The following is a 21,693-nucleotide window of genomic DNA, read 5'->3' on the forward strand; positions in this document are numbered from 1 at the left end:
AGCAGATATTGATATAAAAAAAGCCGAACTGAATGTTCGGCTTTTTTTTTATGATTTACTGGTCATAGCCAGTTTTCTTTTCTTTTTCATTTCGTAGTCTTCCAGGTTTTCAAATCTTGAGTCTACATCCAAGCTGTTAAGGTAATCGTTCAGGGTTTCCCTTACCTCTTGGAAAGACATATTATGCAAAACTTTCCCATTTTTTGCCATTGAAATCTGGCCCGTTTCTTCTGAGACAATGAGAATCACTGCGTCAGTTGCCTCCGACATCCCTATACCTGCGCGGTGTCTTAAACCAAATTGGGCAGGTACTTCACGCTCTGTTACAGGTAAAATACAACGAGCCGCTTTTATTTTCCCGTTATGAATAATCACAGCTCCATCATGGAGTGGGCTGTATTTATTGAAAATCGAAACCAATAATCTTTTAGAAAGCTCTGCATCCAGAATATCTCCACTTTCAGCGTAAAATTTCAGTTCTGTGCTTTTTGAAATAACCATTAATGCGCCGGTATTGGAACCCGCCAAAGTTTTGGACGCATCAATTATAGGACTGATATTGAAGGAGGAATTGTCCTTTTTTCTCCAAAAGAACAGAATGTCTTTCCAGACATTATCGTCTGACAATAAGGAAGATCTTCCAATCAAAAGGAGGAACTTTCTGATTTCGGGGGCAAAAATGATAATTGCAGCGATAACACCTACTCCCATAAATTGGCCAAGAATAGAGGAAAGCAATTCCATTCTAAGGGCACGCACTAATAGGTAAACAAGGTAAATTGAGAGGAAGCCCAAGAAAATCTTGATCGCAACACTCCCTTTCAGCAATTTGTAGACTTGATACAATAGAAAAGATACCAGCGCAATATCGATCATATTGACGATGGATATTTCTAAGAATCCTATTTTAAAAAGTAAGGTCAAGGGTATAATTGTTTATATAATTTTAGGGTTTCATTTGCTTCTTTAACGTCATGAACTCTCAGGATGTTAGCACCTTTTAATAGCGCTACCATATTTAAGGCAGTTGTTCCATTCAAGGCTTCGGAAGAATCACAATCCAAGATTTTGTAAATCATGGATTTCCTAGAAAGTCCTGCCAAAATAGGGAGTCCCAAGGCCTTTAAATAATCTAAGTTTCTTAAAAGAAAATAATTTTGTTCCAAGTTTTTTGCAAAGCCGAAACCCGGGTCAATAATTACATCTTTGATGCCAAACTTTCTTATAACATCCAGTTTTTCCGCGAAATAGTTCAATATTTCAACAAGAATGTCAGAATAATTCGTTTTTGTTTGCATTGTCGCCGGATTCCCTCTCATGTGCATCATGATATAGGGTACATTAAGTTGGGCGACTGTTCCAAACATATCCTTATCTAACTCTCCTCCGCTGATATCATTGACAAGGTGAGCGCCTGCCTCAACTGCTTCTTTGGCAACTCTTGACCTAAAGGAGTCAATAGATATCAATACTTCCGGAAACTCTTTATTAATCCATATTACAGGTTGGATCACTCTATTCAACTCTTCTTCAACACTTACTTCTGATGCGCCCGGTCGGCTGCTGTATCCACCGATATCTAAAATGCTCGCCCCTTGCTGAATCATTTCTTCAGCCTTCTTCAAAATAATGTTCTTTTCCGCCTTTACTCGACTTTTATCAAAAAAAGAATCAGGAGTACTGTTTAAAATACCCATAATTTGTGGCTTTTCCCAATGAAAAAGCCTTCCCTTAATTTGAAGTGTATATTTTTGAGGAAATAATTTATCTTCGATCGAAGAAGTCACGCCGTTGGCAGGTAACATTAAATTAGAATAAATTGGAAAACAAAACGAGTAACGAATATACGCAAGTAATTGCCCGTTGTAAAGAACTATTCCGCAAGAAAACCATCGATTATGGAACAGCTTGGAGGATATTAAGGCTTTCTTCTATTACAGATCAAATTTTTATCAAAGCCCAGCGGATTCGCTCTATTCAGGAAAAAGGAAATCAGAAAGTAGAGGACCCCATTGTAGACGAATTTGTCGGAATCATCAATTATTGTCTGATCGCTTTATTGCAAATTAGTTTTGAAAAAGATGAAAGGATGGAAATTCCATTTGATGACATAGAGCCTGTGTACGATAAATGGGTCAGTCAAACCAAAGGACTTTTGGAAAACAAGAACCATGACTATGGAGAAGCATGGAGAGATATGCGGGTGAGCTCAATGACAGATATTATTTTGATGAAACTTTACAGAGTAAAGCAAATAGAGGACAATGAAGGCCAAACCTTAGTGTCTGAAGGGATAGAGGCCAATTATCAGGACATGATCAATTATTCAGTGTTTTGTTTAATAAAATTGAATTACCATGCTTAATAAAGGAATATTGTGGGTTTTGAGACTTTTGGTAGGAGGTCTATTTATTTTCTCAGGCCTGATCAAAGTGAATGATCCAGTAGGAACAGCTATTAAGCTGGAAGAGTATTTTGATGTTTTCTCAAATGACATTGCTGGATTTTTCATCTATTTCAAACCGTTTGCATTATACATTGGAGTGGTATTGGTTGTGCTTGAGGTGGTTTTGGGAGTGATGCTCATTTTGGGTGTAAAGAGTAAATTGACTGCTTGGGCATTAGCGGCCATGATTCTCTTTTTCACATTTTTAACTTTTTTCTCAGCCTATTTCAACAAAGTAACTGATTGTGGATGTTTTGGTGATGCAATAAAGTTGACTCCATGGGAGTCTTTCTATAAGGATGTGATCCTAATGGTTTTGATCGGCGGTATTTTATTATTGAGAAATCACCTTCCAACTCATTCCCCGGGATGGGCAAAAAAATCTGTGATAGCAGTGGCAGTTTTATCTTTGATTTTATCAATCACAGCGATTAGAAATCTGCCTTTTCTTGATTTTAGAGCATATAAAATTGGGGTCAATATCCCCAAAAGTATGCAGCCATCCTCTCCATTACAATATTCATATATCATGAAGAAAGATGGGCAAACAGTGTCTTTAGACCAATATCCAACAGAGGTAGGGTATGAGTTTGTGGAAATGGTATTAAAAAATCCCGAAGCCCTTCCGAAAATTTCTGATTTCGCGGTTTGGAATGAGGACGGAGATTATTCTGAAGAGATTTTTTCAGGAAATAAATTGTTGATTTTAATTAGCAATCGAGCTAAGATGAGTTCTTCAAATTTGGATGAAATTGATGCTTTGGTGAAGGACTTAAAGAGCTCTCCTATCCAAGTGGTTTTGGTTGCAGCGGCATCTCAAGAAGAGATTGACCAGTTGTTAATAGACCAAGGTTGGGATATCCTTGCTTTGCAGGCAGATGCTACCGTAGTGAAGACAATAGTCAGGTCAAACCCAGGCATCATGTTGCTGAAAGAAGGAACCGTTATCGGTAAGTTTCATCATAACAATACTCCTGATGCTTCAGAGGTTTTAGATTTGTATATTCAATGAGCGAGCATTTAAAAGTAGTTTTGGTAGGGCTTCCAGGTTCAGGCAAAAGTACTTTTGGAAGACAATTAGCTCAGTCCTTAAACTTCCCTTTTTATGATTTGGATGCTATGATCGAGCAAAAAAATAAAATGAAAATCCCAGACATTTTTTCCAGAATGGGAGAGGGGAAGTTTAGAGAAATGGAATCTGAAATGTTGGCTCAGGCATTGAGTTATGATAGGTCATTTGTCTTAGCGTCAGGAGGAGGTTGTCCCTGCTTTAATGACAACATGGATTTGATTAACTCTATGGCCATTTCGGTTTATTTGGATGTACCTCTAAATGATATTTCTGATCGCTTGGAGGGAGCTAGAATTCAAAATAGACCCATGTTCCAAGGCATGGAGGGAGGTGAGATTATCCTCAAATTAAAAAACCTTCTGGCAGAAAGAGAAGAGTATTACAATATGGCAAAAATAAAGCTCAGTGGATCTGATTTCTCCACTGAGCTTTTAATATCTGAGCTAATTCACCAGCTTAGAAAGTAATTCCTAAAGTCAAAACCCCTGAGAAAATACTATTATTCAACTCAGTGAATGGTCCAATATTATTTCCCTGCTGATCCAGCACTTGGTAAGAGTTATATAAAGCGTTCGATCTTCTGTTTACCACAGCAAAATCAATAGTGAAATTATTTAATCTGGCTCCAAACCCTCCACTATATTGCTGCATACTTCTATCGAAGTTAGAGTTGCTGTAAGGATCTCCAAAGTGTGCAAAGCCCGCTCTTATTCTAAAAATATCCAATCTTGCTTCTCCACCAAGTCGGAAATTCAATGTGCTGGTGTAGAAATCTCTGATAGCTTGGTTATCCGGACCTTCGTTAAAATCATTGGAATTTAATCTTGCAGCGCTAAAGTCTACATAATCCACATCTGCTGAAATAAATCCATTTTTCCCTAAGAAGAAAGTCGCTCCGGCCCCTAACTTCAGAGGAGAATTGAGTCCATATCGGCTTAGGATAAAATCTGTGGCAGCTTCCACTCTGTTCAATAATTCGTTTTCAGGCTCGAAGAAAAAATTATCGTAATCAGCTATAATTCTGGCGTCATACTCCTCATTTAGAGAGTACCAGGTTGGGCTTTGGAAGTTAAACCCAAGGTTTACATAATCGATTGGTTTATAGATTAAGCCAAGATTTAAATTAACCCCTGTACCATTGATAAATAGATTTTCCCTCAGTGAAGAGGAAATCAATGGTCCATCTGGAAATTCTTCATTATATATTTTTCTGGAAGCAAAATTTAAGGATCTAATTCCTAAAGAGCCTCCCACAAATACTTTATGATTAAAGTTTGCTCCATAGGAAAAAGTTATTTGACTTGCATTTCCCTCTTGAGTAATATTTTCGTCTTGAAATGGGAATCCAGTGACAAAAGAGTCGTACCTATCAGGATTTGAAATAGGGTTTCCATTATCATCTTCAAAAATTGGATTGATTTGATAAGTTAAGTAAGCAAGTCCAGTTAATCCAAAATTTTCTATCTGACTTTCTGGAATACCAAAGGCATCCTGGATGTAAAAATCTAGAATTGATGTTTCTCCTAACTGGTCTGAAAAGTATCCATATTCCGTATTAAAATTCGCTATTCTTTGGATGCTGATACCAAAGGAACCTCCCTTGAATGCGCCTCTATTTAAGGGGCCTTTAGGGTTAGCGAAAACGACCGAAAGGTTGGGGATTGAAAAATTACTGGTATTATATTGTCTAGGCTGCCCCAAATATTGGGTGTCAACTCTCCAGTCTGAATATCCAAATGTGATGCTGGCTTCAGATTTTCTAAAGAAACCAAGTCCGGCTGGATTTCCAGCAATGTTTGAAACGTCACCTCCTAAGGACCATTGAGTTCCCCCTATACCAATCATTCTTGCTGAACCTGCTGGTACATTTTGGCTAAATCTTAATGCATCTTCAAAATATCCACTTTGACCAAAAGATTGAGTGGACCAAAAGAGCATGACTGCTATGAAAATAGAAGATTGAACTTTCATTAAATAAATTGTTGATTTCCTAGATATAACGGTAAAAATGTACTTTTTGGTTAGATTTTGGCAAAAAAAAGGGGGGAATTAATTCCCCCTTCCTCCTCTGGATCCTGATGAGGAGCTACTTCCGCCGCCCCCTCCTCGGGATCCACCAGAACTCATTCCTCCTCCACCGGAAGAACTTCTACTTGGTACGCTTACGCTACCTCCGGAAGAACCTCTGCTAGGAGTATAAACACTTCTTGAATTTGAACCGCTTGAACCTCTATTGTATGAAGGGCTAGCACTTCTGCTTGGTACCGCGCTTCTATTATAAGAAGGACTTGATGATCTACCATAGGATGGACTAGAAGATGGTCTTCTATAATTGTTCATGCTACTTCTGGAATTTGTGTTTCCATAAGATCTCATTGTTGGTCTTGCTGAAGGCATTGCACTTCTTGTTCTAATTGAAGACGATCTGTCTAAAGCAGGTGAACTTGCAGACCGGGCCCCAGCTCTTGAAGTTGAAACTCTAGATCTACCAGAGTTATAATAGTCATTTTGACTTGAGCTGAAGTCACGAGAAGTAGATCTTGCTCTATCTGACCCTACTAGACCTCTGTTTTGATTCAATACGTTTCTTCTGGCTTCCGCTCTGGCTGTACTAGGCAAAGCAGCTGAACTGGCTCTATCAAAACCTGCCCCTGCTAATCCTGCTCCACGAGTTGGTCTTGCACCTCTCACTACTCTTCGGTCTCCAAATTCACTTCCTGGAAGCACATAGATTGGATTACCAGCATAAACAGGGAATCCCCATCCGCCACCCCAGGCAGGAAATCCTCCGAATGCATAATTAGGAAAACCCCATCCACCAAATCTCGGACCAAATGCTGGACCCCAGAAAGGATCATAGAAGCCCATGCCGAAGGGACGTCCAAAAGAACCAAAGAATGGATTACCCCAACCAAATCCAAGGCTAAGATTGAATCCTGGTCTGAATCCCCATCCAGGTCCCCAGAAAGGGTCATAGAATCCAAAGCCCCACGGACTAAATCCATTCATGATTCCCATGTTGAAATTAATAGAGGGGTTGTTAAATGCACCGTTATTTGCTCCTCCGACGCGGTAGTTATTATATGCGTCTATGTTTCCTGAATTTTGTTGCCCTTCAAATTCATCAAAATAAACTACCTCATCACCAGTTTCTACTGATTCTGATTGGTATCTTGAAAGGTAATCAGGATTTACATTTCTGCTTGAAAAGCTTTCATCAGGTACATTGTTTAGGGCATCAAACTCCTGAAAGGTCTCAGGGTTGTTGTTTTGAACAGCATACTGATTGACAAGTTTTGCGTCAGAAGCCATAAAATATAAATTATCCGACTCGCCTCTAGATGCCATCTGAGATGTACTGCAAGAAGCAAGGATAAATGTCCCTATGACTGCTGGAGTTAATATTTTTGAAAATTTCTTCATACTAGAAGTTGGATTGTTACTATGTTATACGGCGTACCGAGTGAAGGGTTATACTTTTTAAGTTATATTTGCCCCGCTCAATTTAGCAAAAATATAGACATTTCATATCCAAATCAACAAGTATGAGTAAAGGATTACCAAAGCGTAGCGAGGATTATTCCCAATGGTACAACGAGTTAGTGAAGCGTGCCGACCTAGCCGAAAATTCAGCAGTCAGAGGTTGCATGGTTATCAAACCCTATGGATACTCTATTTGGGAAAAAATGCAGGCCGAGCTCGATCGAATGTTTAAAGAAACTGGCCATACCAATGCATACTTCCCTTTATTTATTCCTAAATCATTTTTGAGCAAAGAAGCTTCACACGTGGAAGGCTTTGCCAAAGAATGCGCGGTAGTCACTCATTACAGATTGAAAAATGCAGAAGATGGTTCTGGGGTTATTGTTGATCCTGATGCAAAATTGGAGGAAGAACTGATTGTAAGACCCACTTCTGAAACAGTTATTTGGAGCACCTATAAAAATTGGATTCAATCCTATCGTGATTTACCGCTTTTAGTTAATCAATGGGCAAATGTGGTAAGATGGGAGATGAGAACTAGGCTTTTCCTCCGTACCGCTGAGTTTTTATGGCAAGAAGGGCATACAGCCCATGCTACCAAAGAAGAGGCGATGGATGAAACCGTTCAGATGATGAATATTTACGCTCAGTTTGCTGAAGAATTCATGGCTTTACCAGTTGTAAAAGGTAGAAAAACTGAGAATGAAAGATTTGCCGGAGCAGATGAGACCTTCTGTATTGAAGCTATGATGCAGGATGGTAAGGCGCTGCAAGCTGGAACTTCCCATTTTCTTGGACAGAATTTTGCAAAGGCATTTGATGTAAAATTTGCGACTAAAGAAGGTGGTCTTGATTTCGTATGGGGAACCTCATGGGGAGTCAGTACACGTTTAATGGGTGCCCTAATCATGGCTCATTCAGATGATAATGGATTGGTTTTGCCTCCAAAATTGGCCCCAATTCAGGTTGTTATTGTTCCTATTTATAGAGCTGAAGAAGAGTTGAAGGCTATTTCTGAAAAGGCGAATGAAATCATGGCTGCTTTAAGAAAAGTTGGGGTATCTGTTAAGTTTGATAATAGGGATACGCACAAACCGGGATGGAAATTTGCTGAATATGAATTGAAGGGTGTGCCATTAAGAATAGCGATAGGCCCAAGAGATCTCGAAAATGGAACCATAGAATTGGCCAGAAGAGATACTTTAACGAAGTCAACCTTTGATCTTTCTTCAGAACCTATAGAGATTATGATTCCAAAATTATTGGAGGAGATTCAGGATAGTATATATCAAAAGGCTTTAAGCTTTAGAAAAGAAAAAACTACTGAGGTCAACTCTTGGGATGAATTTCAGGAAGTATTAAATGATAAAGCAGGATTTGTATCTGCTCATTGGGATGGGACTTCTGAAACCGAGGATAAAATTAAGGAATTGACAAAGGCGACAATACGTTGTATTCCTTTGGATCAGAAAGAGGAAGAAGGTAAATGTATTCTCACAGGTAAGCCATCTCAAGGCAGAGTCTTGTTTGCTAAAGCCTATTAAACTTCACCCGGATTTAATTCCGGGTTTTTTTTTGCAAAATGTTACGGGTTCAATTGTTTCTAGTATTTTAGGAATCTAATCTCTTTACTTATGAGTATAGTCATTTTAGCTAGTCTTTTGGGAATAGGATTAATATTATTGCTCGCAGAAGTATTATTCATTCCAGGAACCACGGTAGTGGGGATATTGGGATTAGTGATCAGTTTGGCAGGAGTCATTTATGCATTTAGTATTTACTCTGCAGAAACTGCCTGGTGGATCACCGGCATTGCTGCTATTTTGAATTTAGCGGCAGTGATTTATGGGTTTCGCTCAGGGGTTTGGGACAAGTTTTCCCTTAAGTCCGCAATAAAAGGGGGGACTTTTGACGGAAGGACTTTAGGATTGGAAGCGGGCATGAAGGGGAAGGCTATTTCAGATATCAAACCGATCGGAAAAGCGTCCTTTAAGGACTCTATATATGAAGTAAAGTCCGAAACAGGATTTATTCCCGTAGAGTCAGATATTACCATTATCAAGGTTGAAAACAATAAAATAATAGTCAAATAATATGGATCCATCTAGTTCAATTTTCATTTTGATAGCCGCATTTGCCGGCATCATTTTACTTTTCATCTTTTTATACTTTGTGCCGGTTAATCTTTGGATTACCGCTCAATTTGCCAATGTAAGAGTAGGCATTGGGGAGCTTATCGGAATGAGAATAAGAAAGGTGCCACCAAGCATTATTGTGAATTCAATGATTACGGCCACAAAGGCTGGTTTGGATTTAACTACTAATGATCTGGAAACCCATTATCTGGCGGGAGGTAATGTGCCTAATGTTATAAGGGCATTGATCTCTGCTGATAAGGCGAATATCAACTTGACCTTCAAGCAGGCAACAGCCATTGATTTGGCTGGTAGAGATGTGTTTGAAGCTGTTCAGATTTCTGTAAATCCAAAAGTAATCAATACGCCTAATGTAGCCGCCGTGGCCGCTGATGGGATTCAATTGATCGCAAAGGCTAGAGTTACTGTAAGGGCAAACATCGCTCAACTGGTAGGTGGAGCAGGAGAGGACACTATTTTGGCAAGAGTAGGAGAAGGAATTGTGACCTCAATCGGTTCTGCTGATACGCATAAAAGCGTATTGGAAAACCCTGATAAAATTTCCAAACTGGTATTACAAAGAGGTTTGGATGCGGGGACAGCATTTGAAATTCTATCCATTGATATTGCTGATATCGATGTGGGAACAAACATTGGAGCAAAATTGCAAATTGATCAGGCCTCTGCAGATTTGAAAGTGGCTGAAGCCAAAGCTGAAGAAAGAAGAGCCATGGCCGTTGCTTTGGAACAAGAAATGAAAGCTCGTAATGTAGAAATGAGAGCAAAAGTAATTGAAGCGGAAGCAGAAGTCCCTAAGGCTCTGGCTGAGGCCTTCCGATCAGGAAAACTGGGAGTGATGGACTACTATAGAATGGAGAATATTAAGTCTGATACTTCCATGAGAGAATCAATCGCAAAATCGGATGATGATTCTAAAGATTCTGGAAAATCCAGAGGAGATAAAAAATAAGAAAGGGGCTTAATTGCCCCTTTTTCTTTTTCTTCCCTGCGTTTCAGGTTCTACGACCACAATAGGCTGATAACTTCCTCTTACCAAAATTTGCCTGTTTGCATTATCAATAAGGATTTCCTCATAATCAAAGGGTAAGAGCGTTTCTCCTTTTTCATCTATTAGTCCGCTCTTATTATTTTTCCTGGCTATGACCCAATTTCCTCTTTCCCTTTTTAAATATTCATACTCAGTGGATAGGACCTGCTTTCCATTTGGGTCCAGCAGACCAACCTTTTGATCATTTTCTACCAAGAAATAACCATTATCGATTCTGCAAATTTTGTTGAACCCTCCAGGAGTTAATTGATTGCCATCTTTCGAAAAGAGGTAGAATCGATTTTCTTTTTTACCTACACCAAAACCACCTTGAAAGGCTTTTATTTCTTCCCATTCTGGGTTAAGAATAACTTTTCCATAATTGTCAATGGCACCCCAATAAAGTCCGGACTTAATAGCAGCTATTTGCTCGGAATAATTAAGCGAAAGATCGTATGTCGGTTTGATCAGCCATTTTCCTTCTCTATTTACAAAGCCATATTGCCCCTTTTTTCTGGCAGGAAAATAACCTTCAGATCCATTTTCTATTTTCTCCAAGCTATCTGTCGGATTAACCAACCACCCTTTTATTCCAAGTAAGCCAAGCTTTCCGTCTCTGAATCTGACATTATACAGATCTTGATCGATTCTTATTACCTCTGTCATTCCTACAGCATCCAGAAGAATTCCATCCCCCTCCATCACTCTTCGGAGTTTTCCGTGAATATATTCTAGCATCAACCCATCTTGATAGGTGATTTTGTGGTAAGAATTGTACCTGATATTTGCTTGTACCAAATCGCCTTCAATAAGTACATATTGCCCCTCATCAAAGCCATAATAGAAATTACCTTTGGTATGTTGTAATTCATCAATTACCGGATCTAAGACTAGATTTCCCTCAACATTCACTAAGCCATAGCCATCCTTAGTCTTTGCCAAAATATATTCGCCATCGTTGTCCTCTAACTTCTCAAATGGCCGATCTGGATTGGAAGAAAGCGGAAGAAAGTACGAGTTTCCTTTTCGGGAAATGATTTGTCCAACTTTTGAAATTTTCGCTTCATCAAGTTCTCCCAAGTAATTTGTCGTCCCTTTCCCTCTTTGATATACCCAATACTCGTTTCCTTTTCGAGCTAACAAAAAGTTGTAATAAGTTTGAATTTCATCAAACTCCAAATTGAGAACTTTTTGACCGTACTCATGATAAGCACCAATGCCCTTTTCTCCTTTCATAAGAATCCAGGGTTCCAAAAATTGATAAACCTCTTTTCCTTCTAATTGGACTGCTGGTTTATAATCACTGGACAGTAAGAATAGTCCATTCTCATTTTTACCAATCTTCACCGCATCGCTCAATAAGGCGATGGACTGATAGACCAATCTGCTTTTCAGCTGGAGATCATAATCGTAAACTTCCCATGTTTGAGCTTTTGTAGAGAAATGAATCAATACAGTGCATAATAAAAGTAGGAGAGTAGAGCGTAAAGTTTGAGTCATAGGACGACTTGCAATGGAGTGGATACAAAAAGACCAAAAGAGGAAAGTCCCTTTTGGTCGTTTAATGGTATGAGTTATTTTTAATTTTCAGTCTTTTCCTGATTCAAATCGAAAAGATCTGAAATGAATTCTATCATTTCCTCAGCCTCATCTCTTTTACAGGCTGCTCTCAATTGTACTACCGGAACCTTGAGGACTTTTTGCATCATGCTCTTGGTAATCTTGTCGATTACTGCAAATTCCTCCTCGGAAGCATTTTTCATAAATCTAGCCAGTTCTTCTTGCCTGATTTGCTCGAGAGACTGCTTTAATTTATTGATGGTAGGGGATACAAGCATCTCTTTTTTCCAGCCGGAGAATTCCTCAATAGTTTCTTCGATGATTTCTTCAACTCTTGGAATGGCAGCAAGACGTTTATCCAATGCCTCTGTAGCTTTACTTCGAATGTTGTCTACATTATATAGTATAACTCCAGGGATATCTTCTACAGTAGTTTCAATAGACCTAGGAACCGAAAGGTCAACCAGTAATTTGTAAGATTGAATTTCAAAATCACTGATCAATTTCTTGGTGATGAAGGGTTCTGAGCGCTGAATGGAGCTAACAATAACATCAGCTTCTTTCATTGCGTCCAAACAATCATCAAAAGGAACCACTTCAAAACCTAATTCAGCAGCAATTGCTTCTGCTTTAGATTGAGTTCTATTGGTGATTTTGACTTTTGCGTCAGGGAGGTAGACCATGTTTTTAGCCACATCCTCTCCAATTTCACCTACACCAATCAATAAAACCCTAGGCTGATAAGTATTTGATGTTAAACTCTCAATCAGTTCGATAGCAGCGTAAGACAAAGAAGCAGCACCGTCTCGGAAGGAAGTTTCCTGTACAATCCTTTTATTGGTAAAAAATACTGTGTGCATCAAGCGATGAAGAAACGGACCTGCCATGTCTAAATCGGCTGCTGCCTGATAAGCTCTTTTTACCTGATTTGATATTTGAATATCTCCTACTACTTGGGCTTCTAGACCCATGGAGACTCTGAATAAATGATTGATGGCAGACTTGTCATCATTGAAAATCTCAAAATAATCGAAATAATCAACGACATCAGTCATTCCTTTTTCCAAACCAATTAGCTTGATGATCTCCGTGCTAAGATCCAAATCATGGCTGTAATAGACTTCTGTCCGATTACATGTAGATAGAATCAAAGCATCTCCAAGGCTGAAAAATTCTTTCAGCTTGATTAAAATACTGTGGATAGCTTGATCATCTAATGCTATCAGTTCCCTGATTTGAACGGGGGCGGTTTTGTGTGATAAACTTAAAGCTCTAAATTTTATCTGCATAGCATCAGTCTTGGGTGCAAATTTAAGAGACAAATCAGCTTCAAAGGATTTTTTCTTATAATCCTTGATCAATTTAGAATTCGTCTAAATTAAATTTAACCTTTCAAAGTTCGGTAATTTTTGAATGTTAGTCCAATATTCTTAACTTATACGTTATTGAAGAAATCTATTGATATTTTTTATGATCAAGAAGCTTTTTTATTTCCTTAAACTCTATCTCGGCCTTAGCAACAAAGAGTCTAAAGGTTTGGTGCTATTTATTCCGTTTTTATTCTTCATAATCTGTCTTCCTTTTTTCATACAAAAGGTTCAGGGAAGGAAATCAGAGATAAAACAGTATAGAATAGATTATTTGATTGACTCTTTATCGATAAGTGGTTTTGAGCCAGCTACTTCTCCATTACCTATTTTCAACCCTTTAGATACGGGAAAAGTTATTTTACCGGCCTCAGTTCAAAAAATATTATTCTCAGAGGCTGATTCCATCACATTGCAGATAGTTCCGGGAATAGGGCCAGCAATGGCATCAAGGGTTATTAAATTTCGTGAGAACTTAGGTGGATTGGTTCATAAAGATCAGTTAAAAGAAGTATTTGGAATGAAAGAAGAAGTGGCTGACCAAATCTGGAATTATTTTGACTTTGATCGACCAAGTCTTAGGAAAATCTCCATCAACCAGGCTGACATTAATACGCTAGCGAAACATCCATACATAGGTTATGGGGAGGCTAAAGTAATTTTTGCTTTCCGAAATCAACATGGGCCATTTTCAAGCGCCGATGATCTCTTAAAAATTAAAATATTCAAGGAAGATTGGGTGAAGAAATTATCTCCCTATTTGTCTTTTTCGGATTAATTTTTAAGAATTCCTGCCATCTTTGGAATATGAAATCCGAAGAAGGAAAACTTCAATTACCGATTTTAAATTTACCCGAAATTCAGTCGAAGATTTCAGAAAGAGAACAAAAATTCTGGATTTTCGACAGTTTAAGAAAAAAGGAATTGGTCCTGACTCCGGAAGAATGGGTTAGACAACATTGGATTTCCTATTTGATTTCAAATTTGAATTACCCTAAGGGCTTGCTAACCTTGGAAAAAGGTCTAAAATACAATCAGCTCCAAAAGAGAACTGACTTAGTGGTTTGGAATACAGAAGGAAAGCCCTATCTGTTAATTGAGTGCAAAGCTCCTCAAGTTCCCATCAACCAAAAGACCGTAGAACAAGCCTGCCTTTATCATCATCAACTTCAGACTGAGTATCTGATTTTGAGCAATGGTTTAGTTCATATTTCCCTTCAATGGTTATATGAAGAAAAGAAATTTATACAGCTTAAAAAGTTTCCGGAAGCCCCTAAATAGTGGTGTATTCTATGATAATAGTCAGTATTTTTTTATCTTGATTAAATTAAACTTATCAAAAACCCGTATGTCTAATCAACCTCGAAATACGCCGTGTGAACTCTGCGCCAGTCGGAAATATTCCTTGATGTCAGACTTATCCCATGCGCAAGTCTGCTCTATTTCAGATCATAAAAATTTGATTTCTCATCGTAAAGGTCAGATTCTGTATTATGAAAGCACCAAACCGTTAGGCATATTTTGTATCAATTCTGGAGTGGTGAAAGTGTATAAAACAGCCTCAAATGGTAAAGAACAAATTGTCCATTTGGGAAAAGAGGGAGATTTTTTAGGTTATGCCGCTCTGCTCGGTGAAGAAAACTACACCAATTCTGCGATGATAGTTGAGGATGCTAAGATTTGCTTTATACCCAAGGAGGCGTTTTTGAATACTTTACTGGGTAATACTCAATTTTTTAAAAGAGTAACGAAGGAATTGAGTCATGAATTGGGAGTGATGGAAGAAAAACTTACTGATGCAACCCAAAAAAGTATAAGAGAAAGATTGGCATTTGTCCTAATTCATCTTGCGAGTTCATATGGTATTGAAGGGGGAGACAGCCAGAAAATTGATTTGATTTTAACTCGAGAAGAAATTGCCGGGATCGTTGGTACTGCCACGGAATCCGTAATCCGTCTGCTTTCTGAATTTAAGAAGGATGGCCTGATAGAGTTTGAGGGTAAAAAAATTATCATTAAGGATAAAAGAGGTTTAGCGAGGCTTTCGGATTTCTATGCTTAATCAGAACCATATTGTATTTTTTGAAGTTTTGTGTGTATGAAAGCACCCAAACCCGGCATTTTCTCCTTAATTATTGGTTTGATTCTATTTTCGATTATCCCTTTCAAAGAGGCACTTTCTCAGTCTTTTGCATATAAGACATTGTTGAGTACGCTCTATGAAAAAGATTTCCCTGTGCTTTACCCAGAAGAAATTGATGATCTATCTTACTATCAGGTTCTTGATACCCGTGAAAAAGAAGAGTACCAAGTCAGTCATTTAAAAGGTGCGGTTTGGGTTGGGTATGATCAATTTCCAACCTTTAGCCTAGATCGTTTAGATAAGTCAATACCGGTACTAGTGTATTGCACAGTGGGAGCAAGATCTCAAAATATTGGAAAAAAGTTGATAGAAAATGGCTATGAAGTTTACAACCTCTATGGAGGTATAATTCATTGGGCCAATGAAGAGTATCCATTGTACAAGGGCGAAAATAGAACAGATAAAGTTCACACCTATACACGTGCCTGGGGTATTTGGCTCAATAAGGGTGTGAAAGTATATGAATGAAATGTCAGACTCAGGACAATAAGTTATTTTGCTCAATCTTACTTTTGCTTAACCTCGTAAATGATTCCAAACAGACACATTATGAACATTATCAAAACAGTGATCATGGTATTTTTAACCATGACTATTTTAAGCTGTAAAAACTCCAGCATAGGAATGGCAGGTACGACTCCTCCAAGTCATGAACTTTGGGATCAGTTGCTTAAGAAACATGTAAAGCCAAACGGCTTGGTAGATTACAAAGGTTTTATCAAAGACAAACCTCAATTGGAAAAGTATTTAAATTCGCTTTCAAGCAATGCTCCTGACAGAAAGACTTGGAGTAAAAATGAGCAGCTTGCTTATTGGATTAATGCATATAATGCTTTTACAGTAAAATTAATCGTAGATAATTATCCTGTTGAGAGTATCCGTGATTTAGGACCTAAGTTGAAAATTCCTTTGATTAAGGATGTGTGGCACTATAAGTTTTTCAGCATTGGAGGTCAGGAATCCAGTTTGGATGAAATTGAACACGGAATTCTTCGAAAAGAATTTAATGAACCAAGAATACATTTTGCTATCAATTGTGCATCTATTTCTTGTCCTCCTTTGAAAAATGAGGCTTATGTTGCATCAAAAATTGATCAGCAATTAGATCAGTCTGCCAGGGAATTTATCAATAATCCTAAGTACAATAAAATCTCAAAAGATGAGGTTCAGATTTCTTCAATTTTCTCTTGGTTCAAAGGTGATTTTACCAAGAAAGGTAGTTTGGTTGATTTCCTTAACAAATACAGTAAAGTGAAAATCTCTTCCAACGCTAAAGTCAATCATCTAGATTATAACTGGAGTTTGAACGAGTAGAATTTACAACCAATCATCAACCTTTCACCCAGTAATGTCTCAAGCCCGGCACATAGTTATCATTGGAAATGGAATATCAGGAATAACCTGTGCCCGACACTTAAGGAAGCTAGATAGTGATGTCAAAATCACTGTCATCTCAGGTGAAAGCAAGTATTTCTTTTCCCGAACTGCTCTGATGTATGTGTACATGGGGCACATGAAATTCAAGCAAACACAGCCTTATGAGAATTGGTTTTGGGAGAAAAACCGGATCGATTTGATAGAGGGGTGGGTTAAGCAAATTGACTTTAAATCGAAGGCTCTTCTGTTTACCAATGGCGATTCTCTATCCTACGATCAATTGGTGATAGCGACGGGCTCTAAGCCAAATAAGTTTGGCTGGCCTGGGCAGGATCTAGCTAATGTTCAAGGCCTTTATTCCAAGCAAGATTTGGAGTTAATGGAAAAGACCACTGAGAAGGGTGTATCTCATGCAGTTATTGTAGGAGGCGGATTGATAGGAATTGAAATGGCTGAAATGCTTGCCTATAAGAAAATCAGTGTCACTTTTCTAGTTAGAGAAGCCGGTTTCTGGAATAATGTACTTCCTAAAGAGGAATCCGAACTGGTAGGTAGACATATAAGAGAACACCATTTTGACTTAAGATTAAACGCTGAGCTAGCGGAAATAATTGGTGATCAAAATGGAAAAGTAAAAGCAGTTAAAACCAAAGAAGGTGAGCTGATTGATTGTCAGTTTGTTGGATTAACCGCTGGAGTTTCTCCGAATATTGATTTTCTAAAAAATTCTGAATTAGAGTTAAAAAGAGGTGTTTTGGTTGATCAATATTTCAGAACCAATATGCCTGATGTTTTTGCAATCGGTGATTGTGCAGAGTTTAGGGAAGTGCCCGGGAAAGACCGAAAAAATATTGAACAGGTTTGGTATACAGGAAGGATGCATGGAGAGACGCTAGCTCATAATTTGATTATAAAACCTGTGCCTTATACCCCAGGTGTCTGGTTTAACTCTGCAAAATTTTTAGATATAGAATACCAGACATATGGAACTGTTCCTGCTAATTGTGAAAATGATGATGTGATCAATTTTTATTGGGAACACCGTTCTGGTAAAGTGGCATTTAGAATGTTGATGGATCAGGAAAAGAAAATTCTGGGAGTCAATAATTTTGGATTTAGACTTAAGCATGAGTTTTTTGATAAAGCAATTAGTCAGGGTTGGACTGGGGAAAAGGTAATGGCTCATTTATCAAAAGCTAATTTTGATCCGGAATTTTATGCTCCCTACATCAACGAAATCCAAAAGGTCTACAAAGACCAATTTGGTGGAGAATTTACTCCTTCCAAAAAATCATTTATTCAAAAACTACTAGGAGCAAGAATATGAAATTAATTCAAAAATTAGGCTTGGTTTTGTTTCTAGGAGGATTGTTAGCTTTTACTATCATCCCTTTTTTGGGCAGTTATCAACTTTCTGAGGAGATAGTTTTATCTCAAACCAAAGAGATCCATCAGGAGTCAATGAATGAAATATTGAATCCCCTCTATGGAAAAACCTATCAGACGAATTTCACATTTATAGCTGAGCTTAAAGGAAAAATTGAGGCTTATAATCAAGAACTTAAAGATAAACAGGAATGGGATCAGGTAATATGGGATGATTATACATTTCCTTTGACAAAAGCATCTGTGCAGAGTCCAGTCAAATCTCAACCTTTGCTTTTTTTGTTTCTGTCAATTGGCTTGGTGGTCTTGGGAGGCTTATTATATAATATCCCCAAACATCAAGGAGAACCTGAAGGAATAAAGAACAATGGGATTTTTCACTCTAAAATGAAAAATCGAGGTTGGTTGGGGATGATTACCGGAACCTATCTCATCTTATTCTACATCATTCTATACTGGTTTCCAGCCTATATGGTAAATGCTGTCTGGATGGTCAATCCCCTAAGCCTTTTACTATCCGGAAATCCTGCTAGCCAATGGTTTTTGTATGGATTTATTTACACACTTGCCATTTTGGTGATGGGTATCCGAATGTTTAGAAAATACAGGGGTAATAAATACCAGCAGCTTAGAACAGCATCAGTTATGTTTTTTCAGACTGCATTTGCTTTTCTAATCCCCGAGATATTGGTATTGCTTAACCAACCCTACTATGATTTCAAGAATATTTGGCCATTAGATTATGATTTTTTCTATGATTATCAGATAAGCACATTCCTTTCCAATGGAGGGGTAGGTATGTTTATGTTGATATGGGGTATTCTGTTAATAATCATCGCCGTTCCTCTTTTTACCTATTTCTATGGGAAAAGATGGTATTGCTCTTGGGTTTGTGGATGCGGTGGTTTGGCAGAAACTGTTGGAGACCCCTATAGACAGCTTTCCGACAAAAGCATAAAAGCCTGGAATATTGAAAGATACCTGATTCATGGGGTTTTGGTTTTGGCGGTGGTGATGACTTTGGTCACAATTGCTAACTATTTTTCATCTTTCAGCTTTTTGGGAAATGTCACCAACCAGCTACATTCGTTTTATGGATTTGCAATTGGTTCCGCATTTGCGGGAGTGGTTGGAACAGGCTTTTACCCCTTTATGGGAAATAGAGTCTGGTGCAGGTTTGGATGTCCTTTGGCTGCCTATTTAGGTATGGTTCAAAGATTCAAGTCTAGATTTAGAATTACGACCAATGGTGGTCAGTGTATATCATGTGGCAACTGTTCAACCTATTGCGAAATGGGAATTGATGTCAGATGGTATGCTCAAAGAGGACAGAATATTGTGCGCTCTTCTTGTGTAGGTTGTGGGGTTTGTTCTGCGGTTTGTCCAAGAGGAGTATTAAAACTAGAAAATGGTCCTGAAGAGGGACGAATTAACGAAAATCCGATTTTGATCGGTAACGATTCCATTAAAGTCAATGCCTGAGATCTTAGCATTCATTCTTCTGGGGATATATCTCTTGGGAATGGTATTCATATTTACTTATAGTTTGGCCCAAGGGCATCTATTGCTTTTTTTCTTTAAGGAAAAAAGAAATCCTCAGCCCATACCCTCCATTCCTTCCGAATTGCCACAAATCACCGTTCAGCTTCCTCTTTTCAATGAAATGTACGTGGCTGAAAGGTTAATCGAAGCTGTTTCAAAACTGAATTATCCCTTGGATAAATTAGAAATTCAGATCCTTGATGACAGTACTGACCAGACAAAAGAACTGATTCAGGAGAAATTGAAGGAGTATCCCACAATTAACTTTCAATACATTCACCGAACTGATAGAAAAGGTTTTAAAGCTGGAGCTTTAAAAGAGGGGCTGGAAGTAGCTAAAGGTGAATTTATTGCCATTTTCGATTCGGATTTCATTCCTGATCCTAATTTTCTGCTACAAACCCTTCCTTGGTTTTCAGATTCAAAAGTAGGAATGGTTCAGAGCCGTTGGACTCATTTAAACCAGCATTATTCATTGTTAACCCGCCTACAGGCCTTTGCACTGGATGCTCATTTTTTAATTGAGCAAATGGGTAGAAACCGTCAGGGTGCTTTTATTAATTTTAATGGTACGGGAGGTATTTGGAGAAAGGAAACTATACTTGATGCGGGGAATTGGCATGACGATACCCTTACTGAGGACCTGGACCTGAGTTATAGAGCTCAAAGAAAAGGTTGGAAATTTATCTACAGGCCTGAAGTGGAATCACCTGCAGAACTTCCTCCTATCATGTCAGCTATTAAATCCCAGCAGTTCCGATGGACCAAGGGTGGGGCAGAATGTGCGGCTAAACACGGGGCTGCAGTGCTAAAGACAAATTTGCCAGCACATGTGAAAATTCATGCAATGGCTCATTTATTTAACAGTACCATATTTTTGGCTATACTGATTGTCAGCCTGAGCAGTATTGGGGTTTGGTGGTTAGTAGATCAGCAAATTTTAGGTCCAGGTTGGATTCAATTAGCAAGCTTTTCTTTGGTGGGCTTTGCCATTATATCCCTGATCTATTTGGTTTCCTATTTCTATAGGAAGCAACATTTTTTCAAAAGTTTATTCGAAGCTATTTTTCTATTACCCTTATTCCTTTCTGTTTCTATGGGTATGGCATTGCATAATACCCAAGCGGTCATGGAAGGCTTAACTGGAAAGAAATCACCCTTTATCCGGACACCAAAATTCAATTTGGAAGGAGGGAAATTCAGTCTTCGCAGTAATCAATACATCAATTTACGGATGCCGATTACGACTTGGTTAGAAGGCGCCTTGGCTCTCGTTTTCATTGGAATGGTTGTACTTGGAGTATTTCAACAAAACTACCTCTTCCTGCCTTTCCATCTGATGCTAGCGGTGGGTTATTCCCTAGTTTTCATCAGTTCCTTTAAATCTTATGCCCTAGGGCGATAATTCATGTTTCCAAATCACCTAATTGACGTCATCATTCCTGCATTTAATGAGGAAAAATCTATTGCCAAGGTTATACAAGATATTCCCAGATGGGTTAGAAATATTGTTGTTGCCAATAATAACTCAACAGATCAGACTGGGTATGTAGCGGAGCAGGCGGGAGCAGTAGTCGTCTTTGAAGGACAAAAGGGCTACGGGAAAGCTTGTTTAACAGCCATGGATTGGATTCGATCTCAGGAAGTTCAGCCCGATATTGTGGTCTTTTTGGACGGAGACTATTCAGATTATCCGGAAGAAATGACAGGTTTAATCCAGCCTATTATCAATCAACAAGCAGATATGGTAATTGGCTCTAGAGCGCAAGGGGAGCGGGAATCCGGGTCCATGACTTTCCCTCAGGTCTTTGGCAATTGGCTAGCTACAACCATGATGAAATACATTCAAGGAGCTAAATTTTCTGATTTAGGCCCTTTTAGAGCTATTGTATGGCAAAAGCTGATGGACATCAATATGGTAGACCAAGATTATGGTTGGACCATAGAGATGCAGATCAAAGCCCATAAAGCAGGTCTGAGATATACTGAAGTTCCGGTAAGGTATAGGAAAAGAATAGGAGTGTCCAAAGTCAGCGGTACTGTTAAAGGAGTTTTTGGTGCTGGTTATAAGATTATCTATACGATTTTTAAGTATTGGTAATTTTGGCAATCTTAGAGAAGTTTTTAAATCTTC

General features: G+C 38.4%; 21 protein-coding genes. 15 read left to right on the top strand and 6 right to left on the bottom strand.

The features are described from left to right. Positions 1–48: 48 nt before the first annotated feature. Positions 49–924: a diadenylate cyclase CdaA gene (cdaA, locus tag FL972_RS08750; RefSeq protein ID WP_091654182.1), complete on the bottom strand. Its 876-nt coding sequence runs from the start codon at positions 922–924 to the stop codon at positions 49–51. Then, positions 921–1,805: a dihydropteroate synthase gene (gene folP / locus FL972_RS08755; protein WP_144604856.1), complete on the bottom strand. Its 885-nt coding sequence runs from the start codon at positions 1,803–1,805 to the stop codon at positions 921–923. The genes cdaA and folP overlap by 4 nt, the downstream gene beginning before the upstream one ends. 14 nt (positions 1,806–1,819) lie before the next feature. Here folP and FL972_RS08760 point away from each other — a divergent pair, with 14 nt between their 5' ends. Genes FL972_RS08760 through FL972_RS08770 form a run of 3 tightly spaced genes read left to right on the top strand, consistent with a single transcriptional unit; the run spans position 1,820 to position 3,985 of the window. Next, positions 1,820–2,365, top strand: coding sequence for a DUF1599 domain-containing protein (locus tag FL972_RS08760; protein ID WP_091654178.1), 546 nt, complete (start codon positions 1,820–1,822; stop codon positions 2,363–2,365). Continuing rightward, the gene (locus FL972_RS08765) at positions 2,358–3,458 is read left to right on the top strand and encodes a BT_3928 family protein (protein ID WP_144604858.1); all 1,101 of its coding nucleotides are present in this window, start codon (positions 2,358–2,360) and stop codon (positions 3,456–3,458) included. The genes FL972_RS08760 and FL972_RS08765 overlap by 8 nt, the downstream gene beginning before the upstream one ends. Then, positions 3,455–3,985, top strand: a complete 531-nt coding sequence (locus tag FL972_RS08770) for a shikimate kinase (protein ID WP_144604860.1) — start codon at positions 3,455–3,457, stop codon at positions 3,983–3,985. The genes FL972_RS08765 and FL972_RS08770 overlap by 4 nt, the downstream gene beginning before the upstream one ends. Here FL972_RS08770 and FL972_RS08775 read toward each other — a convergent pair. Then, positions 3,975–5,489 carry an OmpP1/FadL family transporter gene (locus FL972_RS08775; RefSeq protein ID WP_144604862.1) on the bottom strand — a complete coding sequence of 505 codons (1,515 nt, stop codon included), beginning with the start codon at positions 5,487–5,489 and terminating at the stop codon, positions 3,975–3,977. The two genes, FL972_RS08770 and FL972_RS08775, sit on opposite strands and share 11 nt — an antisense overlap. Positions 5,490–5,567: 78 nt before the next feature. Continuing rightward, positions 5,568–6,941, bottom strand: coding sequence for a hypothetical protein (locus FL972_RS08780; RefSeq protein ID WP_250161325.1), 1,374 nt, complete (start codon positions 6,939–6,941; stop codon positions 5,568–5,570). A 122-nt stretch (positions 6,942–7,063) separates the two neighbouring features. Between FL972_RS08780 and proS the strand changes: the two genes are divergently transcribed. The 3 genes from proS (at position 7,064) to floA (ending at position 10,106) form a co-directional block, all read left to right on the top strand. Further along, the gene (gene proS / locus FL972_RS08785) at positions 7,064–8,545 is read left to right on the top strand and encodes a proline--tRNA ligase (RefSeq protein WP_144604863.1); all 1,482 of its coding nucleotides are present in this window, start codon (positions 7,064–7,066) and stop codon (positions 8,543–8,545) included. A gap of 90 nt (positions 8,546–8,635) precedes the next feature. Then, positions 8,636–9,094, top strand: a complete 459-nt coding sequence (locus FL972_RS08790; protein ID WP_144604865.1) for an NfeD family protein — start codon at positions 8,636–8,638, stop codon at positions 9,092–9,094. 1 nt (position 9,095) lies between these two features. Beyond that, entirely contained in the window at positions 9,096–10,106 is a 1,011-nt protein-coding gene (gene floA / locus FL972_RS08795; protein ID WP_091654167.1) for a flotillin-like protein FloA, read from the top strand. A 9-nt stretch (positions 10,107–10,115) separates the two neighbouring features. Here floA and FL972_RS08800 read toward each other — a convergent pair whose 3' ends face one another. Together FL972_RS08800 and hemA are read right to left on the bottom strand one after the other, a co-directional pair. Further along, the gene (locus tag FL972_RS08800; RefSeq protein WP_144604867.1) at positions 10,116–11,684 is read right to left on the bottom strand and encodes a WG repeat-containing protein; all 1,569 of its coding nucleotides are present in this window, start codon (positions 11,682–11,684) and stop codon (positions 10,116–10,118) included. Positions 11,685–11,764: 80 nt separating this feature from the next. After that, positions 11,765–13,033 carry a glutamyl-tRNA reductase gene (hemA, locus tag FL972_RS08805; RefSeq protein WP_144604869.1) on the bottom strand — a complete coding sequence of 423 codons (1,269 nt, stop codon included), beginning with the start codon at positions 13,031–13,033 and terminating at the stop codon, positions 11,765–11,767. A gap of 181 nt (positions 13,034–13,214) precedes the next feature. Here hemA and FL972_RS08810 point away from each other — a divergent pair, with 181 nt between their 5' ends. The 9 genes from FL972_RS08810 to FL972_RS08850 all read left to right on the top strand — a co-directional run bounded on the left by FL972_RS08810 (position 13,215) and on the right by FL972_RS08850 (position 21,660). Next, the gene (locus FL972_RS08810) at positions 13,215–13,889 is read left to right on the top strand and encodes a ComEA family DNA-binding protein (RefSeq protein ID WP_144604871.1); all 675 of its coding nucleotides are present in this window, start codon (positions 13,215–13,217) and stop codon (positions 13,887–13,889) included. A 29-nt stretch (positions 13,890–13,918) separates the two neighbouring features. Beyond that, positions 13,919–14,392, top strand: coding sequence for a type I restriction enzyme HsdR N-terminal domain-containing protein (locus FL972_RS08815; protein WP_144604873.1), 474 nt, complete (start codon positions 13,919–13,921; stop codon positions 14,390–14,392). A 67-nt stretch (positions 14,393–14,459) separates the two neighbouring features. Then, on the top strand, positions 14,460–15,173 hold the full coding sequence (locus FL972_RS08820; RefSeq protein WP_144604875.1) for a Crp/Fnr family transcriptional regulator: 714 nt from the start codon (positions 14,460–14,462) through the stop codon (positions 15,171–15,173). A 36-nt stretch (positions 15,174–15,209) separates the two neighbouring features. Then, positions 15,210–15,722 (top strand): rhodanese-like domain-containing protein, encoded by a 513-nt coding sequence (locus FL972_RS08825; RefSeq protein WP_144604878.1) that lies wholly within the window; start codon positions 15,210–15,212, stop codon positions 15,720–15,722. A gap of 81 nt (positions 15,723–15,803) precedes the next feature. Then, a complete protein-coding gene (locus FL972_RS08830) occupies positions 15,804–16,568 on the top strand; it encodes a DUF547 domain-containing protein (protein ID WP_245756405.1) in 765 nt (254 codons plus the stop codon). 34 nt (positions 16,569–16,602) lie between these two features. Continuing rightward, positions 16,603–17,958, top strand: coding sequence for an NAD(P)/FAD-dependent oxidoreductase (locus FL972_RS08835; protein ID WP_144604880.1), 1,356 nt, complete (start codon positions 16,603–16,605; stop codon positions 17,956–17,958). After that, positions 17,955–19,499: a 4Fe-4S binding protein gene (locus FL972_RS08840; RefSeq protein WP_144604882.1), complete on the top strand. Its 1,545-nt coding sequence runs from the start codon at positions 17,955–17,957 to the stop codon at positions 19,497–19,499. Before FL972_RS08835 ends, FL972_RS08840 begins: the two co-directional genes overlap by 4 nt. After that, entirely contained in the window at positions 19,492–20,964 is a 1,473-nt protein-coding gene (locus FL972_RS08845; RefSeq protein WP_144604884.1) for a cellulose synthase family protein, read from the top strand. Before FL972_RS08840 ends, FL972_RS08845 begins: the two co-directional genes overlap by 8 nt. 3 nt (positions 20,965–20,967) lie before the next feature. Continuing rightward, complete coding sequence (locus FL972_RS08850; protein ID WP_144604886.1) at positions 20,968–21,660, top strand: glycosyltransferase family 2 protein; 693 nt, start codon at positions 20,968–20,970, stop codon at positions 21,658–21,660. Positions 21,661–21,693 lie beyond the last annotated feature (33 nt).

This window comes from Algoriphagus algorifonticola (assembly GCF_007655305.1).
In the GTDB taxonomy this organism is placed as follows: Bacteria; Bacteroidota; Bacteroidia; order Cytophagales; family Cyclobacteriaceae; genus Algoriphagus; species Algoriphagus algorifonticola.

Excerpts from the sequence above, each read along its gene's own strand:
- floA (WP_091654167.1), top strand. The coding sequence starts at position 9,096 with ATGGATCCATCTAGTTCAATTTTCATTTTGATAGCCGCATTTGCCGGC.
- FL972_RS08790 (WP_144604865.1), top strand. The coding sequence starts at position 8,636 with ATGAGTATAGTCATTTTAGCTAGTCTTTTGGGAATAGGATTAATATTA.
- FL972_RS08825 (WP_144604878.1), top strand. The coding sequence starts at position 15,210 with ATGAAAGCACCCAAACCCGGCATTTTCTCCTTAATTATTGGTTTGATT.
- FL972_RS08765 (WP_144604858.1), top strand. The coding sequence starts at position 2,358 with ATGCTTAATAAAGGAATATTGTGGGTTTTGAGACTTTTGGTAGGAGGT.
- FL972_RS08850 (WP_144604886.1), top strand. The coding sequence starts at position 20,968 with ATGTTTCCAAATCACCTAATTGACGTCATCATTCCTGCATTTAATGAG.
- FL972_RS08780 (WP_250161325.1), bottom strand. The coding sequence starts at position 6,941 with ATGAAGAAATTTTCAAAAATATTAACTCCAGCAGTCATAGGGACATTT.
- FL972_RS08835 (WP_144604880.1), top strand. The coding sequence starts at position 16,603 with ATGTCTCAAGCCCGGCACATAGTTATCATTGGAAATGGAATATCAGGA.
- FL972_RS08820 (WP_144604875.1), top strand. The coding sequence starts at position 14,460 with ATGTCTAATCAACCTCGAAATACGCCGTGTGAACTCTGCGCCAGTCGG.
- FL972_RS08830 (WP_245756405.1), top strand. The coding sequence starts at position 15,804 with ATGAACATTATCAAAACAGTGATCATGGTATTTTTAACCATGACTATT.
- proS (WP_144604863.1), top strand. The coding sequence starts at position 7,064 with ATGAGTAAAGGATTACCAAAGCGTAGCGAGGATTATTCCCAATGGTAC.
- FL972_RS08845 (WP_144604884.1), top strand. The coding sequence starts at position 19,492 with ATGCCTGAGATCTTAGCATTCATTCTTCTGGGGATATATCTCTTGGGA.
- hemA (WP_144604869.1), bottom strand. The coding sequence starts at position 13,033 with ATGCAGATAAAATTTAGAGCTTTAAGTTTATCACACAAAACCGCCCCC.
- FL972_RS08770 (WP_144604860.1), top strand. The coding sequence starts at position 3,455 with ATGAGCGAGCATTTAAAAGTAGTTTTGGTAGGGCTTCCAGGTTCAGGC.
- FL972_RS08815 (WP_144604873.1), top strand. The coding sequence starts at position 13,919 with ATGAAATCCGAAGAAGGAAAACTTCAATTACCGATTTTAAATTTACCC.
- FL972_RS08800 (WP_144604867.1), bottom strand. The coding sequence starts at position 11,684 with ATGACTCAAACTTTACGCTCTACTCTCCTACTTTTATTATGCACTGTA.
- FL972_RS08810 (WP_144604871.1), top strand. The coding sequence starts at position 13,215 with ATGATCAAGAAGCTTTTTTATTTCCTTAAACTCTATCTCGGCCTTAGC.
- FL972_RS08775 (WP_144604862.1), bottom strand. The coding sequence starts at position 5,489 with ATGAAAGTTCAATCTTCTATTTTCATAGCAGTCATGCTCTTTTGGTCC.
- folP (WP_144604856.1), bottom strand. The coding sequence starts at position 1,805 with ATGTTACCTGCCAACGGCGTGACTTCTTCGATCGAAGATAAATTATTT.
- FL972_RS08840 (WP_144604882.1), top strand. The coding sequence starts at position 17,955 with ATGAAATTAATTCAAAAATTAGGCTTGGTTTTGTTTCTAGGAGGATTG.